This window comes from Thermocrispum municipale DSM 44069 (genome assembly GCF_000427825.1).
GTDB classification, from domain to species: Bacteria; Actinomycetota; Actinomycetes; order Mycobacteriales; family Pseudonocardiaceae; genus Thermocrispum; species Thermocrispum municipale.
In genome coordinates this window covers 93,237-107,957 of the sequence record NZ_ATYT01000014.1, presented here as the reverse complement: position 1 = coordinate 107,957, position 14,721 = coordinate 93,237, and the positions used below count along the sequence as shown (strand labels likewise).

Here is a 14,721-nt window from a genome sequence, read left to right as displayed (position 1 = left end):
CGTCGATCCCGACGGCCACTCTCATCGATCCCTCGCTTCCCTCGGTGCCGGTATGACGCGTCCCCGCTCCGCCGTCAACGCCCTACATAGCGATCGATCGCAGTGCCTAATCAGCGGTCAGAACAAGGAGGCGGGACAGGGGGCTCAGCCACCTGAGCCATCGAGGGCAGCCAGCATGAAAACCATCCCTGCCCCGCCTGCGTCCCCCGATCATTCCGGACGACCGGAGGTTGACTTGAAAGGTAGGGCGCTCGTGACGGGCGGCGCCCGCGGAATCGGCCTGGCCACCGCCGAGACGCTGGCCGGGCAGGGCGCGGACGTCCTGGTGGTGGACATCGCCGAGGAGGCGGACGACGTCATGGCGCTACGCCGGCGCCACCCCGACCGGCGAATCGGCTATCGCACCGTCGACGTGCGTGACGAGCGGCAAGTTCGCGCCGCGGTGGAAGCCGCGGTCGAGGAGTTCGGCCGCCTCGACGTGCTGGTGAACAACGCGGGCACTGCGAGCAGGTCGGGGTTGGACACGCTGTCCGCCGAGGAGTGGCAGCGTGACATCGACACCAATCTGCGCGGCACGTTCCTGTTCTGCCGGGCCGCGGTGCATCCGCATTTCGCCGAGCAACGCAGCGGTCGCATCATCAACATCAGCTCGATCTCCGGGATCATGGGCGGCCCGCGGTCGGGCGACGACTCGGGTGGCCGCTCCGGCCCGGCTTATGCCGCGTCGAAGGGCGGCATCATCGCGCTCACCAAGTGGCTCGCCAAAGAGGTCGCCGAGTACGGGATCACCTGCAACTCGGTGGCACCCGGGCCGATCGCCACCGCGCTGACGTCGTCGGTGACCTACGCGCTGGACGATCAATTGATCAAGCGCATGGGCAAGCCGGAGGAAGTGGCCGCGGCCGTGGCATACCTGGCGTCACCGGGCGCGGCGTACGTGACCGGGCAAGTGCTGCGGGTCTGCGGGGGCGCCGCGATCAGCTGACCGGTCACTGCACCTGGCGGGTCGGATACCGGTCCCGGATCGTCTGGTTGAAGTACCGGCCGGGGCTGGCCGAAGTCATCAACGCGGTGTACACGCTGCGCGGGACGACGAAGTAGCGGTACACCTCGCGGTTGGTGAACTCGACCTCCAGCACCGCCTCGTCCTCGGCGTAGCCGACCGATCGCAACACGGTCGAGGACACCGGCACGCGCTTCATGTGGTCGAAACTGCCACATCGACAAGATCATCGGGTCGGATTTGCCGCATTTCGGGAAGCGACAATACGACAAGGCCCGAACCCATCCGCGTGGATTCGGGCCTGTTCACATTTGTCGGGGTGACAGGATTTGAACCTGCGACCCTCCGCTCCCAAAGCGGATGCGCTACCAAGCTGCGCCACACCCCGCCCCAGCCGCCGGGCCGTGCTCGGCCAGCATATCGGTACCCGCTAAACTGGCGGCGCACCCGGTCGGTGAACCGGGGGTTGCGGGCGTAGCTCAATGGTAGAGCCCCAGCCTTCCAAGCTGGTGGTGCGGGTTCGATTCCCGTCGCCCGCTCAACGCGGTCTCTGTTGGTCGGCCAGCCGGAAGTGGACGATGTCGGTCGGGGTGTCGTCCTCGAGTCCCCTGCAGTGCGTTCGCAGTGCCCGGTGCAATTCAGCCAGGTCGGCGAATCCGTCCTGCCGAGCGGCCTCCTCCGTCAGCTTGCCGATGGTGCTTTCGGCGGGCAGCGTGTTCGCGTCATGGTCGAAGACCAGCTGGCAGCGCCTGGTGACGCCGGGTCGGCGACGCGGATCGTGCTGGTCTTCCGCCCGGCACGGACGTACGCGAGGTATCCCTCCCACATGTAGAGCGTCTGCGGCACGTCCGGCTCGGTGGCCCGCCAGTCGAAGACGTACGGAAGCAGGTCGCGTACCGGGACGGACTCGTGGCCGATCTTCGTGCGCACCGCGGCGCGGACGTCCGGGTCCAGGTGAACAACATCTGACGGCAGCGGCCGCACGGCGAGATCACCCCGCGGTCGTGCACCGCCACGATGCACACCAGGGGAAGCTGCGCGTGCGGCGCGGCCACCGCCTGCCCGATCGCCACCGGCTCGGCGCACGGGCCACCGGTGAAGTGATGAACGTCGACTCCGGTGAAGATGTGGCCTGCGGAGTCCATCACGGCTGGTCCTCAGACCGATGTGCCTCGCGCAACGTTGTCGTCGCCGCCTCGACCAGGCGCTCTTCTTCCTTGGTCAGCACGCCTGGAGCTCAACCGCCGCAGATCCGGGACCGCGGTGTCCGGGCCGGCCGCGGAAAGACGCCCGCGGCGCGCCAGCGCACGATCGATCCACGCGCAGATGGCGAAGAACACGCCTGCCTGCACCGCACCCGCCACGATGCACAACACGCTGCCGAGTGGGCCGGACGTCGATTCGATGGCCGCGATCAGGTGAGTGAGCGGTCGAGCGACCAGACACAACGGCTCGGCCCAGTAGGAAGCACTGGGTTGCGCGACGAGGTGCCACACCACCACATAGCTGCAGACGCCGGAGACGAAGACGGCGTAGCTCAACGCGAGCCAACGTACCCGCCACGGCGCCGGATTCACCGAACGTGCCCGCATGCTCGGCTATCGAGCCACCGGCCGGCAACGTTACCGCCGGCACGGCCATCCGCGAGACAACGTGTTCGGTCGCCACGCCGTAGCGGGCGACGCCGGGTGCCGGGAACGATGGGGCCGCCGGTTACGTTGACGGAACAACGTCGCCGAATGGCTGGGAGTGGGAATGATGGGCGAAGCAGGTCTGCTGATCATCGTGCTGGTCGTGGTGGTGCTCGGCGGGTTCTACCTGGCCAATCAGCGTTCCACCCAGCGCAGGACCGAGATCGAGGACGCCAAGGCCGAGGCCCGCAGGTGGGTCGAGCGGCTCGGTGGCCAGGTGCTCAACCTGACCGGCACGAACGAGGCGTCCAAGCAGGCGATCGCGGATGCGTCCGAGCGCTACACCGCGGCAGGGTCCCAGCTGGAGCAGGCGCAGACGGCGCACCAGGCGCGGTTGGTCATCGACACCGCGTTGGAAGGCCTCTACTACGTGCGGGCCGCCCGCACCGCCATGGGCCTGGACCCGGGGCCGGAGTTGCCGCAGGATCGCGAGCGCGAGCGTGCCGGTGCGGTGACCGAGCATCGCAGTGTGGACGTCGAGGGCAAGCATTACGAGGCCTCGCCCGAGCCCGACGACCGGACTCCGTACTACTACCCCGGTGGCCGGGTCGCCGGTCGTGCCGTCCCTCGGGGCTGGTACTCCGAGCCGTGGTGGAAGCCCGCGCTGGTGGCCGGCGCCTGGGGCTTCGGCTCGATGATGCTGTTCAGCGCGATGTTCTCCGGTATGGCCGGGGTCGCCAGCCCGGCCGCGTGGGAGGCGGGCGCCATGAGCGACGCCGACATGGCCGGTGGCGACATGGGCGATGCCGGCGGCGACATGGGCGGCGACATGGGCGATGCCGGAGGCGACTTCGGGGGTGGCGACTTCGGCGGCGGCGACTGGGGCGGCGGCTTCGGCGACTTCGGTGACTTCGGCGGGTTCTAGCGGACCGCACCTCGCGCCGCGATGATTCCGAGGGTTTCAGCCCCGCCCGGCACGCCGCGACGATCTCGCCGGCATCCGGCGCCACGCCGTGTCGATTTCAGGGATTCTCTCCAGCGCCACGTCCTTACGCCGCCATGACGTCGGCGGCGCCACTCAGGCCGCGACGACTTCGACGGCTATCCGCCCCGACCCCGGCGCCGCCCTGCCGACGGCTGCTGTAACCGGCCTTGCCGCGTGGGCGTCAGTGGCGGCGGGTGCCACCCCTGACGCCCGCGTGCAGCCGCGTTGTCAGTGCGCAGGCTTGGCCAGCTTCGCCAGCCGTTCCGGGCGCGGCCACCGCACGTCGTAGGCCCAGCCGAACTTCTCGAAGAACCAGATCAGCCGTGCGGTGATGTCGATCTGCCAGCGGCCGACACCGTGCCGGGCCGACGTCGGGTCGGCGTGGTGCAGGTTGTGCCACGACTCCCCCATCGACAGGATCGCCAGCGGCCAGAAGTTCGCCGACTTGTCCCGCGCCTTGTACGGCCGGTCACCGATGATGTGGCAGATCGAGTTGATCGACCACGTCACGTGGTGCACCACCGCCACCCGGACCAGACTGCCCCAGAAGAACGCGGTCAGCGCACCCCACCACGACCAGGTCACCAGGCCACCGATGACCGCGGGGGCGAGCATCGTGGCGATGGTCAACGGCCCGAACAGCTTGTGCACCAGCCGCATGTCCTTGTCGGCGAGCAGGTCGGGCGCGAAGCGCTCCTGGTTGGTCAGCGTGCGGTTGAAGATCCAGCCCATGTGCGCGTGCCAGAAACCGCGCATGATGGCCAACGGCGACGTGCCGAACGCCCACGGCGAGTGCGGGTCGCCCTCCCGGTCGGAGAAGGCGTGGTGCCTGCGGTGGTCGGCCACCCAGTGCAGGATCGGGCCCTGCACGGCCATGCTGCCCATCACCGCGAGCACGATGCGCAGCGACCGTTTGGCCTTGAAGGAGCCGTGCGTGAAGTAGCGGTGGAATCCGGTCGTGATCCCCAGCACCGACAGCGTGTAGAAGGCCGCCAGCAGTGCCAGGTCGAGCAGGGTGACGCCCCACCCCCACAGCAGCGGAATCGACGCGATCAGCGCCACCGCCGGGATGATGGCGAACAGGTACACCGTGATGTGGGCGGCCATCGGGCGCGGCCCACTCTCGATCGGCTTGGGTCCGCGCTTGGCGGGTCGTTCGGACTCGGTCCGGGACTCGGTCACCGAGCCCCCGTCATGCGTTTTCGAAGGGGAAGCGTCGACGCTCACCGTGGTTGTTCCTCATCTCTTTCCCAGCAGCGCACCTACCGGGGTGCGCACACAAACTCGCGGTGGTTGCAGATCAGTCGGGCCACCCCTCGCACCGAACGGTACACGTCCGATCGGCGCGGTAGGAGGTTCTTCACTTGACTGGACGTGGTTACCGCTCAGTACTGGCACTGCGGGCACCAGTAGAGCTTGCGTCCCTGCAACGTCCGCATCGCTACCGTCGTGCCACATAGCAAGCAGGGGCTTCCCACTCGGCGGTAGACATACACCTCTCCGCCGTGTCGATCCTGTCGCGGCGCCCTGCCGGTGACTTCCGGTGCGTGTTCCGGGCGCACGGTGTCGATGCGGCCGCGTTCGACCCCGTCGGCCATCAGCTCGACGAGATCGCGCCACAGCTGCTCGGCCCGCTCCCGGCCGACCGATTTCCCGGGCAACATCGGGTTGATGTTGTGCCGGAACAACACTTCAGCCCGGTAGACGTTGCCGACGCCGGCCAGGACCTTCTGGTCCATCAGCAGCGCAGCGATGGGTGACGAGGAAGACGTGATGCGTCTCAACGCGGGCTCGGGGTCGGCGTCCGCACGGAGCGGGTCCGGTCCGAGCCGGTCGGTGATCTCTTCGACTTCATCGTCGGTCAACAATTCGCAGCGGTTCGGGCCACGCAGGTCGGTGGCGTGCGTCGGCCCGACGATCCGCATGCGCACTTGGCCGATCGGGTCCGGTTCCGGCCGTTCGAACTCGGTGAACGCGCCGTACAGGCCGAGGTGGATGTGCACGACGCCCTGGCCGTCATACCGGTGGAACAGGTGCTTGCCATAAGCCTCGGCGGCGGTCAACACCGTGCCGTCGAGCAACGCAGCTTCGGCGGCGAACCGCCCCTGCGGACTGCTGACTGCGACCGGATGCCCGGCGTAGCGAGCCTGGTGGAGCCGGGCCAGCCGGTGCAGCGTGTGCCCTTCCGGCATTCAGCTCGTCGACGCGTCCGGCAGCGCCGGCGGGGTGCCGGTGCGCTCGTAGTCGGTCAGCTGGCCGATCCGGCGCACGTGCCGCTCGTCGGTGTCCGGCTCGCCGGACAGGAACGCCTCCACGATGGCGGTCGCCTCCTGGACGCTGTGCATGCGGGCGCCGAGGCCGATGACCTGAGCGTGGTTGTGCTCGCGGGTCAGACGGGCGGTCTCGATGCTCCACGCCAGGCCCGCGCGAATGCCCTCGACCTTGTTGGCCGCGATCTGCTCGCCGTTGCCCGAGCCGCCGATGACGATGCCCAGGCTGCCCTCGTCAGCGGCGACCCGCCGGGCGGCCTCGATGCAGTACGGCGGGTAGTCGTCGGCCGGGTCGAACTCCGCCGGCCCGACGTCGGTCACCTCGTGCCCCTGCTCGCGCAGGTGCTGCACGAGATGGTTCTTCAGTTCGAAACCCGCGTGGTCGGCGGCAAGGTAAACACGCACGGTGGGGAGTCTGCCAGCCCGTGATGCGGCGCGCCTGACGGGCCTGGCCCTGGTGAGGCTCAGCGCACGGTATAGGTGGACACGTGCCTACTCCTGCCTCCGCCGGCCGCTGGCTGACCCTGGCCGACGGGGTCCATGCCCGCCGCTACACCGAGCTGGACCAGACGCTGGGGCTCGTCGTCGGCTCGGAGCGCGCGCTGGTCGTGGACACCGGTCGCGACGAAGAGCACGGTGCGGAGTTCGCGGCAGCGATCGCCGACCTGACCTTGTTGCCGACAGTCGTGGTCATCACCCACGCACACTTCGACCACTGCCTGGGCACGGTCGCTTTCCCAGGCGCCGACGTCTGGGCACACGAACGCTGCCAGGTCGACGAGCACGTCTTCGTCGAGCGGGCCGAGTACTACCCGGGTGCGCCCGAACCACCCCTGGTTGCCCCCACCCATCGCGTGCGGGACATGGTCGAGCTCGACCTGGGCGGCCGAACGGTGCGCCTCGTCCACCCCGGTCGTGGCCACACCGACCACGATCTGGCGGTGTACGTACCCGATGCGAAGGTGCTCTTCGCCGGAGACCTGGTCGAGCAGGGCGCCGATCCGTCGATCGGTCCGGATTCGTTCCCGCAGCAGTGGCCGAGCGCGCTCGACGAGCTGCTCCAGCTGGACGCGACGATCATCGTGCCCGGGCACGGAGAGCCCGTCGATCGCGCTTTCGTCGCCTGGCAGCGCGACCGGATCAGCGCTGGATCGACTTGACCTCGAGGAATTCCTCCAGGCCGAACTTGCCGTACTCGCGGCCGTTGCCGGACTGCTTGTAGCCACCGAACGGCGCCAGCGGGTTGAACGAGCCGCCGTTGACGTCGACCTGCCCGGTGCGAATGCGCTTGGCGACCTCGATCGCCCGCTCGTCGGTGCCTGCGAAGACCGCACCGCCCAGCCCGTAGATCGAGTTGTTGGCGATGCGGACCGCGTCGTCCTCGTCGGTGTACGGGATCACCGACAGCACCGGCCCGAAGATCTCCTCCTGGGCGATGACCATGTCCTCGCGCACGTTGGCGAAAACCGTCGGCCGGACGTAGAAGCCGCGCGGCAGGTCGTCCGGCCGCTCCGGGCCCCCGCACGCCAGCGTCGCACCGGCTTCGGCTCCGGCGCGGATGTACCCGACCACGCGGTCGCGCTGCACTTCGCTGACCATCGGGCCGAGCCTGGTCGCCGGGTCGGACGGGTCACCGGGCTGGTACTTGGCCGCCGCCGCGACCGCGAGCTCCACCGCCTGGTCGTGCAGCGACTCCGGCACCAGCATGCGGGTCCAGGCGTTGCAGCTCTGACCGCCGTTGAGATACGCGTTGGCCACGCCGAGTTTGACGGCCTTGGTCAGGTCGGCGTCCTCCAGGATCACGTTGGCGGACTTGCCGCCCAGCTCCAGCGCCACCCGCTTGACCATCTGCGCCGCGGCGGCGGCAACCGCCTTGCCTGCCCGCGTCGAGCCGGTGAACGACACCATGTCCACGTCCGGGTGCTCGGCCAGTCGCGCGCCGACCACCGGCCCGGTGCCGTGCACGACGTTGACCACGCCGTCCGGCACCCCTGCCCGGCGCAGGATCTCCACCAGCAGCCCGGTGTTCAGCGGTGCCACCTCGCTCGGCTTGAGCACCACCGTGCAGCCCGCGATCAGCGCGGGCCCGAGCTTGGCCATGATCTGGTGCAGCGGGTAGTTCCACGGCGTGATCGCCGCGACCACGCCGATCGGCTCACGCACGATCAGCGAGTTGCCGATCTCCTCGGTGAACGCGAAGCCGTCGTCGTCGACCAGGTCGGCGATGCCCTTGGAGGTCGCGGCGGGCAGGCTGGCCTGCACCTTCGTCGCGAACGTGATCGGCGCGCCGACCTCTGCCGACAGGATCGCGGCCAGTTCGTCCCGCCGCTCGGCGAGCCCGGCGGAGATGGCTCGGACCACCGCCGCCCGTTCGCGTGGGGTACGCGCGGCCCAGCTGTCGAACGCGGCCGCCGCGGCGGCGACGGCGGCGTCGGCGTCCTCTGCGGTTCCTGCCGGTACCGAGCCGATGACCTCCTCGGTCGCCGGGTTCAGCACGTCGATCGATTCCGCTGACTCCGAGTGTTCGACTCCGTTGATGAAGTGTCCGACACGGGTCAGAGCGGGCGCAGCCATGACAACTCCTCGCAAATCGACGGCACGATCCCTTACTACCTTGGCACAGCTGCCCTGCCCGGCACGGTGCGCGCACTGTCGGCGGTGCGCCCCGATGATCATCGACACCGCTGTCGCCGGAGGCTTCCTGGCTCGGGCACGGAGCCCGGTCGGGCCTCCGCGGCGTGCTGCTGCACGCCGGCCACGCCGACATCCTCCGACAGTCAATCGACGACGGGCTGAGCCGGCTCGGGTCAGTCGAACTTCAGCTCACCGGTGCGGCTGCGCTTGAGCTCGAAGAAGTCCGGGTAGCCGGCCAGCATCACCGCGCCGTCGAACATCTTCAGCGCGTCCTCGCCGCGCGGGATGGACTGCAGCACCGGCCCGAAGAACGCCACGCCGTCGACGTGGATGGTCGGCGTGCCGACGTCGTCGCCCACCGGGTCCATGCCGCGGTGGTGGCTGGCCCGCAGTGCCTCGTCGTACTCGGTGGACGTGGCGGCCTCGGCCAGCTCCGCGGGGGCACCGATCTCCGCGAGCACCTCGGGGATGATGCTCGGGTCCTGGCCGCGCCCCTGGTTGTGCGCCCGCGTGCCGTAGGCGGTGTAGTAGTCGCGCAGCGCCTTCTGCCCCAGCTTCTGCTCCACCGCGATGGCCACCCGAACCGGGCCCCAGCCGAACTCCAGCAGCTCCTTGTAGTTGTCCGGCAGGTCGTCGCGGTTCTCGTTGAGCACCGACAAGCTCATCACGCCGAAGGTCAGATCGATGTCGCGGTGCTTCTCCACCTCGAGGATCCAGCGTGAGGTGATCCAGGCGAACGGACAGATCGGGTCGAAGTAGAAGTCGACCTTGGTCCGCTTGGTGCTCGCCGGTGCTGTGCTCATCGACACTCCTTGCCGGGGTTGGGGGAAAATTTCGTTCCACGATGCCCAACCACGACAATGGCGAACTTGTTCCCAGCTGCGCCACGCAAGCGGTCATTGTGGCGCCAGATCATGATTTGATGCAGCAGATTCCATCGTTCTCTCTGTGCAACCGAGGTGCTTGTGGTCGCCCCCAACCTGACTCGTGACGAAGCCAGAAGCCGCGCCGAACTCATCGGCGACGCGCAGTACGACATCGAGCTGGACCTGACCGACGGAGCAGGCAGACCCGGCGAGGAGACGTTCCGCTCGACCACCACGGTCACATTCGCGGCACAGGGCTCGGGCCCGAGCTTCATCGACATCGTGGCGGCGCACGTGCGGTCGGCAAGCCTGAACGGCGCCGAGCTGGACGTCGCAGGCTACGACGAGGAGCGCGGCATCGCGCTGCCCGAACTCGGCGAGTCCAACACGGTCACCGTCGACGCCGACTGCCGCTACATGAACACCGGCGAGGGCTTGCACCGGTTCGTCGACCCGGTCGACGGCAACGTCTACTTGTACTCGCAGTTCGAGACGGCCGACGCCAAGCGGATGTTCGCCTGCTTCGACCAGCCGGACATCAAGGGCGTCTACCGGATCACGGTGATCGCTCCGCGCGACTGGAAGGTCGTGTCGAACGCCCCGGTGAAGGCCACCTCCGAGACCCCGGAGGGCGCGATCCGGCACGAGTTCGAGCCGACCGAGAAGATCTCCACCTACCTGGTGGCGCTGATCGCCGGGCCGTACGCCGAGTGGCGGGACGAGTACCGCGACGAACACAAGACGATCCCGCTGGGCATCTACTGCCGGGCGTCGCTGGCCGAGTTCATGGACGCCGACCGGCTGTTCACCGAGACCAAGCAGGGATTCGACTTCTACCACCGCAATTTCGGCGTCACGTACCCGTTCGCCAAGTACGACCAGCTGTTCGTGCCGGAGTTCAACGCGGGCGCGATGGAGAACGCCGGCGCGGTGACGTTCCTCGAGGACTACGTGTTCCGCAGCCGGGTCACCCGCTACTCGTACGAGCGGCGGTGCGAGACGCTGCTGCACGAGATGGCCCACATGTGGTTCGGCGACCTGGTCACCATGCGCTGGTGGGACGACCTGTGGCTGAACGAGTCGTTCGCCACATTCGCCTCCGTGCTGGCGCAGGCCGAGGCCACCGAGTACAAGCACGCGTGGACCTCGTTCGCCAACATCGAGAAGTCGTGGGCCTACCGGCAGGATCAGTTGCCGTCGACCCACCCGGTGGCGGCCGACATCCCGGACATCCAGGCCGTCGAGGTGAACTTCGACGGGATCACCTACGCCAAGGGCGCCTCGGTGCTCAAGCAGCTGGTCGCCTATGTGGGCCTGGAGAACTTCCTGTCCGGGCTGAAGGTCTACTTCAACCGGCACGCGTGGCAGAACGCCACCCTGGCGGATCTGCTGGCCGCGCTGGAGGAAGCCTCCGGACGTGACCTGTCCTGGTGGAGCGCGCAGTGGCTGGAGACCACGGGCTTGAACGAGCTGCGGCCGTCGTTCGAGGTCGACGACGAAGGCAAGTTCACCTGGTTCGCGGTCAAGCAGGCGGGCGCCAAGCCCGGCAAGGGTGAGCTGCGGACCCACCGGCTGGCGATCGGTGTCTACGACGATGTCGACGGCAAGCTGGTGCGGACGCACAGGGTCGAGCTGGACGTCGACGGCGAGTCCACCACGGTCGACGAACTGGTCGGCGTGCCGCGCGGCAAGCTGGTGCTGGTCAACGACGACGACCTGACCTACTGCGCGATGCGGCTGGACCCGGAGTCCCTGCAGACGCTCGTCGACCGCATCGGCGACATCACCGAGCCGCTGCCCCGCACCCTGTGCTGGTCGGCGGCCTGGGAGATGACCAGGGACGCCGAGTTCAAGGCGCGGGACTTCGTCGCCCTGGTGTGCCGCGGTCTGCCCGCGGAGACCGAGGTCGGCGTGGTGCAGCGGGTGCTGCTGCAGGCGCAGACCGCGCTGTCGTCGTACGCCGACCAGGAGTGGGCGGCCAGCGAGGGCTGGCCGACGTTCACCGCTGCGGTGCTCGCCATGGCCCGTGCTGCGGAGCCGGGCTCGGACCACCAGCTGGCTTTCGTCAACGCGTTGACCGGCTCGGTGCTGGACTCCGCCACGGTGGACTTCCTGGCCGGCCTCTACGACGGTTCGGCGACGCTGGACGGCCTGACGGTGGACACCGATCTGCGCTGGCGGCTGCTGCACGCGCTGGTGGCGCACGGCCGGGCGGAGAAGCCGGAGATCGAGGCGGAGCTGGCGCGGGACAACACCGCGACCGGTCGGCGGCACGCCGAGCGCGCCTTGGCGCTGCGGCCGACCGCGGAGGCGAAGGCGGAGGCGTGGCAGCGCGCGGTGCACGACGACGAGCTGCCCAACGCCATCAACGACGCGATCATCGCGGGCTTCAGCCACCCTGGCCAGAAGCATCTGCTCGGCGACTACGTGAAGCAGTACTTCGAGGTGGTCGACGACGTGTGGAGCCGCCGCACCTCGGAGCGCGCACAGGCGGTCGTCGTCGGGCTGTTCCCGTCGTGGGAGGTCGAGGAATCGACCGTCGCCGCCGCGGACGAGTGGCTGTCCGCGGAGCGTCCGGCAGCGCTGAAGCGGCTGGTGACCGAGGGACGCGCGACCGTGGTTCGGTGTCTGGCCGCCCGCGACTGCGACCGCGGCTGAGCACAAACGAACGCCGGGCCTGTCCGCTGCGTGCGGACAGGCCCGGCGTTTTCGCGTCTCAGGCGTGAGAAGACATCGTCAGCGCGGCGGGCGGCCCGCCTGCTCGTCGAGCATGCGCAGGCCGTTGACCAGCCCGCCGACCAAGTCGCCCTCCTTGAACGAGGCGACCATGTTCATCACCGCGAGCTTGCAGGCTCGGGCGGGCAGGCGGGCACCGGCCGCTTCACCGGTGACCAGTTCGACGACCCGCTCCGCGGGCGACACGGCGATCAGCACCGAGCGCGGCGCCTGCTCGCCGAGTTGCTCGAACAGCTTCTCGGCCTCGACCCGGCTGTCCTCCCCCAGCTTGCCGAGGTAGATGCTGAAGAACAGGCCGGTGTCGCGGCTGGCCAACGTCAGCGCTTCGTCCAGGCGAGCCAGCTGCGCAGGCGTGAACGGCTGGTCGGCGTCGGTGAATTCGTGCGGCTTGGCGACGGACACCCGGCCGCTGAGCGTGACCGCCGCGCCCTCCTCGAGCGTCTCCGGATCCACCTTCGGGAACGTGAGCTCACCAGCTGCCACGGGCACCTCCCAAGGTCATGCGACCCGGCTCGGTCGACTCGCCGGCGTCCTCCGGCACCGGCGGCAGCACGTCCGGGTGGGCACCCCACCACATCGGCGGGTAGTTCCAGTCCTGGCCGGGCCGGTACCGCGTCCGGCCGGACAGCTTCGACCGCATCGTCAGCAATCCGACAATGGCGCAGAACGCACCGGGGATCACCGCGAAGATCAGGATCGTCTCCATCACGCTCACGCGTGCAGGGTAGCCGATCCCGTTCCCGCACACCGAGCGCGGCGAGCCAGACGTGTTCTACGCGACTGATCCGAGGTACAACTGCCACTCCGGAAGGGCGTCGTTGACCTCGGCGAGCAGCCGCCAGTGCGGTCCGCGCGGCGCCACCGGCTCGACCCGCAACGACCAGCCGAGCTCGGACAACAGCCGGTCGGCCTTGCGGTGATTGCACTTGGCGCAGCTGGCCACGCAGTTCAACCAGCTGTGCGCGCCGCCGCGGCTCTTCGGCACCACGTGGTCGATGGTCTCCGCCTTGCCGCCGCAGTAGGCACAGCGGTAGCCGTCACGGTGCATCAGGGCCGCGCGCGTCAACGGAACCTTGGCCCGGTACGGTACCCGCACGTAGTTGTTCAAACGGATGACCGACGGCAGCGGCACCGAAGCCGAAGCCGAGTGCAGCACCATTCCGGAAGGATGTCCGTGAACCACTTCGGCCTTGCCGCACACCAGCATCACCACAGCGCGGCGCAGCGGCAGCGCGGTCAGTGGTTCGAACGTGGCATTGAGCAACAGCACGCGGGAACGCGTCCAGTGCTGACGTATTCGGTCCTTGGGAGAAGCATCACCACGGCTGTGGTGGCCCGATTTGTGGCGCCTCGCCTCGCGTCGTGATGGCATGCCACCCAACGAGCGGGCGGCCCTGATCGGGGTCGGTTGTAACTTCGGCACTCGACTACCTCCATACCGCGCAGGCATAGTCCGTGCTGTGCACGCCTAGTCGACCACGTATCGAGCCGAAACGCACGCCTCTTTTGCGACGTGTTACGTGACAGCGGCCGCATATCGAGTGTGCACGATGGAATGAACAGGACAGTGAACCAGGCATGAAGGGAACGGTCGCGAGCGTCATGCAGCTCGATCCCAATGATCCGCCGGAGTGCGTTGCCGACGCCGGATCGTGGTGTCAGCAGGTGTGGCACCTGACCGGCAACCGCTGGCTGGCCGGGTCGGCGGAATGGCTGGTCGCCAAGCCGCTGGCCATCGTGCTGACCATCCTGGTCGCGCTGCTGGTGCGCTGGCTGGTGCACCGGCTGATCGACCGGCTGACCAAGCTGCCGTCCGGTTCGGGCGACAAGCGGCCGACATTGCTGCGTCCGCTGAAGGAAAAGGCGCCCAACCTGCTGAATTCCACGTTGATGGAACGGCGCAGGCAGCGCGCCAAAACGATCGGTTCGGTGCTCAAATCGGTCGCGTCGTTTTTGATCATGAGCATCGCGGTGATGCAGATCCTGTCGGTGCTTGGGGTCAATCTCGCGCCGATTCTGGCGTCGGCCGGTATCGCCGGTGTCGCGCTCGGTTTCGGTGCGCAGAACCTGGTGAAGGACTTCCTGTCCGGCATCTTCATGATGGCCGAGGACCAGTACGGCGTCGGCGACGTCGTCGACCTGGGCGACGCCACCGGCACGGTGGAGGCCGTCGGACTGCGGATCACCACCCTGCGGGACATCAACGGCACGGTCTGGTACGTCCGCAACGGCGAGATCCTGCGGGTCGGCAACTCCAGCCAGGGCCACGCCAACGCGGTGGTGGACATGCTGCTGGCGCCGGGCTCGGACATCGAGCGGGCCACCCGCCTGATGCAGAGCGTGGCGACCGAGGTGACCAGCGAGGAGCCGATCTCGGCCGATGTGCTCGAGCCACCGGAGATGCTCGGTGTGAACTCCATCACGGCGGAGGGCATCACGCTGCGATTGTCGGTAAAGGTCAAGGCGGGATCCCAGTGGTCGGTGCAGCGCACTCTGCGCGCGCGCATCGCCACCGCGCTGACCGAGGCCGGATTCGAGACCCCGTCGTGGCGGCTGCTGGTGCCGCGCAACAACGACAACCAGAAGTGACAGGATG

Annotated in this window: 16 protein-coding genes and 2 tRNA genes; 6 read left to right on the top strand and 12 right to left on the bottom strand. The window is 68.5% G+C overall.

From position 1 onward, the window contains the following. Window positions 1-253: 253 nt before the first annotated feature. The gene (locus YWM_RS0113325) at window positions 254-985 is read left to right on the top strand and encodes an SDR family NAD(P)-dependent oxidoreductase (RefSeq protein ID WP_245566032.1); all 732 of its coding nucleotides are present in this window, start codon (window positions 254-256) and stop codon (window positions 983-985) included. A gap of 4 nt (window positions 986-989) precedes the next feature. Here YWM_RS0113325 and YWM_RS0113320 read toward each other — a convergent pair whose 3' ends face one another. Next, on the bottom strand, window positions 990-1,202 hold the full coding sequence (locus tag YWM_RS0113320; protein WP_028851144.1) for a KTSC domain-containing protein: 213 nt from the start codon (window positions 1,200-1,202) through the stop codon (window positions 990-992). Window positions 1,203-1,317: 115 nt separating this feature from the next. After that, window positions 1,318-1,391 (bottom strand) — tRNA-Pro (locus YWM_RS0113315). An 80-nt stretch (window positions 1,392-1,471) separates the two neighbouring features. On the opposite strand from YWM_RS0113315, the gene YWM_RS0113310 reads away from it, so the two are divergent. Then, window positions 1,472-1,542, top strand: a tRNA-Gly gene (locus YWM_RS0113310). Window positions 1,543-1,684: 142 nt separating this feature from the next. On the opposite strand, the gene YWM_RS25255 is transcribed toward YWM_RS0113310, so the two are convergent. Together YWM_RS25255 and YWM_RS0113300 are read right to left on the bottom strand one after the other, a co-directional pair. Next, entirely contained in the window at window positions 1,685-1,987 is a 303-nt protein-coding gene (locus YWM_RS25255; protein WP_211232496.1) for a hypothetical protein, read from the bottom strand. Between the two features lie 173 nt (window positions 1,988-2,160). Continuing rightward, window positions 2,161-2,595, bottom strand: coding sequence for a hypothetical protein (locus tag YWM_RS0113300; protein WP_028851143.1), 435 nt, complete (start codon window positions 2,593-2,595; stop codon window positions 2,161-2,163). A gap of 166 nt (window positions 2,596-2,761) precedes the next feature. On the opposite strand from YWM_RS0113300, the gene YWM_RS0113295 reads away from it, so the two are divergent. Next, on the top strand, window positions 2,762-3,559 hold the full coding sequence (locus tag YWM_RS0113295) for a hypothetical protein (protein ID WP_028851142.1): 798 nt from the start codon (window positions 2,762-2,764) through the stop codon (window positions 3,557-3,559). Between the two features lie 288 nt (window positions 3,560-3,847). Here YWM_RS0113295 and YWM_RS0113290 read toward each other — a convergent pair whose 3' ends face one another. The 3 genes from YWM_RS0113290 to YWM_RS0113280 form a co-directional block, all read right to left on the bottom strand. Next, on the bottom strand, window positions 3,848-4,801 hold the full coding sequence (locus tag YWM_RS0113290; protein ID WP_028851141.1) for an acyl-CoA desaturase: 954 nt from the start codon (window positions 4,799-4,801) through the stop codon (window positions 3,848-3,850). 203 nt (window positions 4,802-5,004) lie between these two features. After that, on the bottom strand, window positions 5,005-5,811 hold the full coding sequence (locus tag YWM_RS0113285) for an Fpg/Nei family DNA glycosylase (protein ID WP_028851140.1): 807 nt from the start codon (window positions 5,809-5,811) through the stop codon (window positions 5,005-5,007). Next, entirely contained in the window at window positions 5,812-6,294 is a 483-nt protein-coding gene (locus tag YWM_RS0113280; protein WP_028851139.1) for a ribose-5-phosphate isomerase, read from the bottom strand. A gap of 83 nt (window positions 6,295-6,377) precedes the next feature. On the opposite strand from YWM_RS0113280, the gene YWM_RS0113275 reads away from it, so the two are divergent. Next, window positions 6,378-7,049, top strand: a complete 672-nt coding sequence (locus YWM_RS0113275) for an MBL fold metallo-hydrolase (RefSeq protein WP_028851138.1) — start codon at window positions 6,378-6,380, stop codon at window positions 7,047-7,049. Here YWM_RS0113275 and YWM_RS0113270 read toward each other — a convergent pair. Both YWM_RS0113270 and YWM_RS0113265 read right to left on the bottom strand, forming a co-directional pair. Then, window positions 7,030-8,463 (bottom strand): aldehyde dehydrogenase family protein, encoded by a 1,434-nt coding sequence (locus YWM_RS0113270; protein WP_028851137.1) that lies wholly within the window; start codon window positions 8,461-8,463, stop codon window positions 7,030-7,032. The two genes, YWM_RS0113275 and YWM_RS0113270, sit on opposite strands and share 20 nt — an antisense overlap. 233 nt (window positions 8,464-8,696) lie before the next feature. Beyond that, complete coding sequence (locus YWM_RS0113265) at window positions 8,697-9,326, bottom strand: mycothiol-dependent nitroreductase Rv2466c family protein (RefSeq protein WP_043661025.1); 630 nt, start codon at window positions 9,324-9,326, stop codon at window positions 8,697-8,699. A gap of 162 nt (window positions 9,327-9,488) precedes the next feature. On the opposite strand from YWM_RS0113265, the gene pepN reads away from it, so the two are divergent. Then, window positions 9,489-12,047 carry an aminopeptidase N gene (pepN, locus tag YWM_RS0113260; protein WP_028851135.1) on the top strand — a complete coding sequence of 853 codons (2,559 nt, stop codon included), beginning with the start codon at window positions 9,489-9,491 and terminating at the stop codon, window positions 12,045-12,047. A gap of 78 nt (window positions 12,048-12,125) precedes the next feature. Here pepN and YWM_RS0113255 read toward each other — a convergent pair whose 3' ends face one another. From YWM_RS0113255 to YWM_RS0113245, 3 genes are all read right to left on the bottom strand, one after another. Continuing rightward, complete coding sequence (locus YWM_RS0113255) at window positions 12,126-12,608, bottom strand: DUF5130 family protein (protein ID WP_028851134.1); 483 nt, start codon at window positions 12,606-12,608, stop codon at window positions 12,126-12,128. Next, on the bottom strand, window positions 12,595-12,831 hold the full coding sequence (gene ctaJ / locus YWM_RS0113250; RefSeq protein ID WP_052344867.1) for an aa3-type cytochrome oxidase subunit CtaJ: 237 nt from the start codon (window positions 12,829-12,831) through the stop codon (window positions 12,595-12,597). The genes YWM_RS0113255 and ctaJ overlap by 14 nt, the downstream gene beginning before the upstream one ends. Window positions 12,832-12,897: 66 nt before the next feature. After that, the gene (locus YWM_RS0113245; RefSeq protein WP_028851132.1) at window positions 12,898-13,395 is read right to left on the bottom strand and encodes an HNH endonuclease; all 498 of its coding nucleotides are present in this window, start codon (window positions 13,393-13,395) and stop codon (window positions 12,898-12,900) included. Window positions 13,396-13,727: 332 nt separating this feature from the next. Here YWM_RS0113245 and YWM_RS0113240 point away from each other — a divergent pair, with 332 nt between their 5' ends. After that, window positions 13,728-14,714 (top strand): mechanosensitive ion channel family protein, encoded by a 987-nt coding sequence (locus YWM_RS0113240; RefSeq protein WP_028851131.1) that lies wholly within the window; start codon window positions 13,728-13,730, stop codon window positions 14,712-14,714. Window positions 14,715-14,721 lie beyond the last annotated feature (7 nt).

What these genes read in the sequence shown, in the direction of transcription:
- YWM_RS0113240 (WP_028851131.1), top strand. Translation starts at nt 13,728, where the DNA reads ATGCAGCTCGATCCCAATGATCCGCCGGAGTGCGTTGCCGACGCCGGA.
- YWM_RS0113270 (WP_028851137.1), bottom strand. Translation starts at nt 8,463, where the DNA reads ATGGCTGCGCCCGCTCTGACCCGTGTCGGACACTTCATCAACGGAGTC.
- YWM_RS0113265 (WP_043661025.1), bottom strand. Translation starts at nt 9,326, where the DNA reads ATGAGCACAGCACCGGCGAGCACCAAGCGGACCAAGGTCGACTTCTAC.
- YWM_RS0113300 (WP_028851143.1), bottom strand. Translation starts at nt 2,595, where the DNA reads ATGCGGGCACGTTCGGTGAATCCGGCGCCGTGGCGGGTACGTTGGCTC.
- YWM_RS0113285 (WP_028851140.1), bottom strand. Translation starts at nt 5,811, where the DNA reads ATGCCGGAAGGGCACACGCTGCACCGGCTGGCCCGGCTCCACCAGGCT.
- ctaJ (WP_052344867.1), bottom strand. Translation starts at nt 12,831, where the DNA reads ATGGAGACGATCCTGATCTTCGCGGTGATCCCCGGTGCGTTCTGCGCC.
- YWM_RS0113295 (WP_028851142.1), top strand. Translation starts at nt 2,762, where the DNA reads ATGGGCGAAGCAGGTCTGCTGATCATCGTGCTGGTCGTGGTGGTGCTC.
- YWM_RS0113320 (WP_028851144.1), bottom strand. Translation starts at nt 1,202, where the DNA reads ATGAAGCGCGTGCCGGTGTCCTCGACCGTGTTGCGATCGGTCGGCTAC.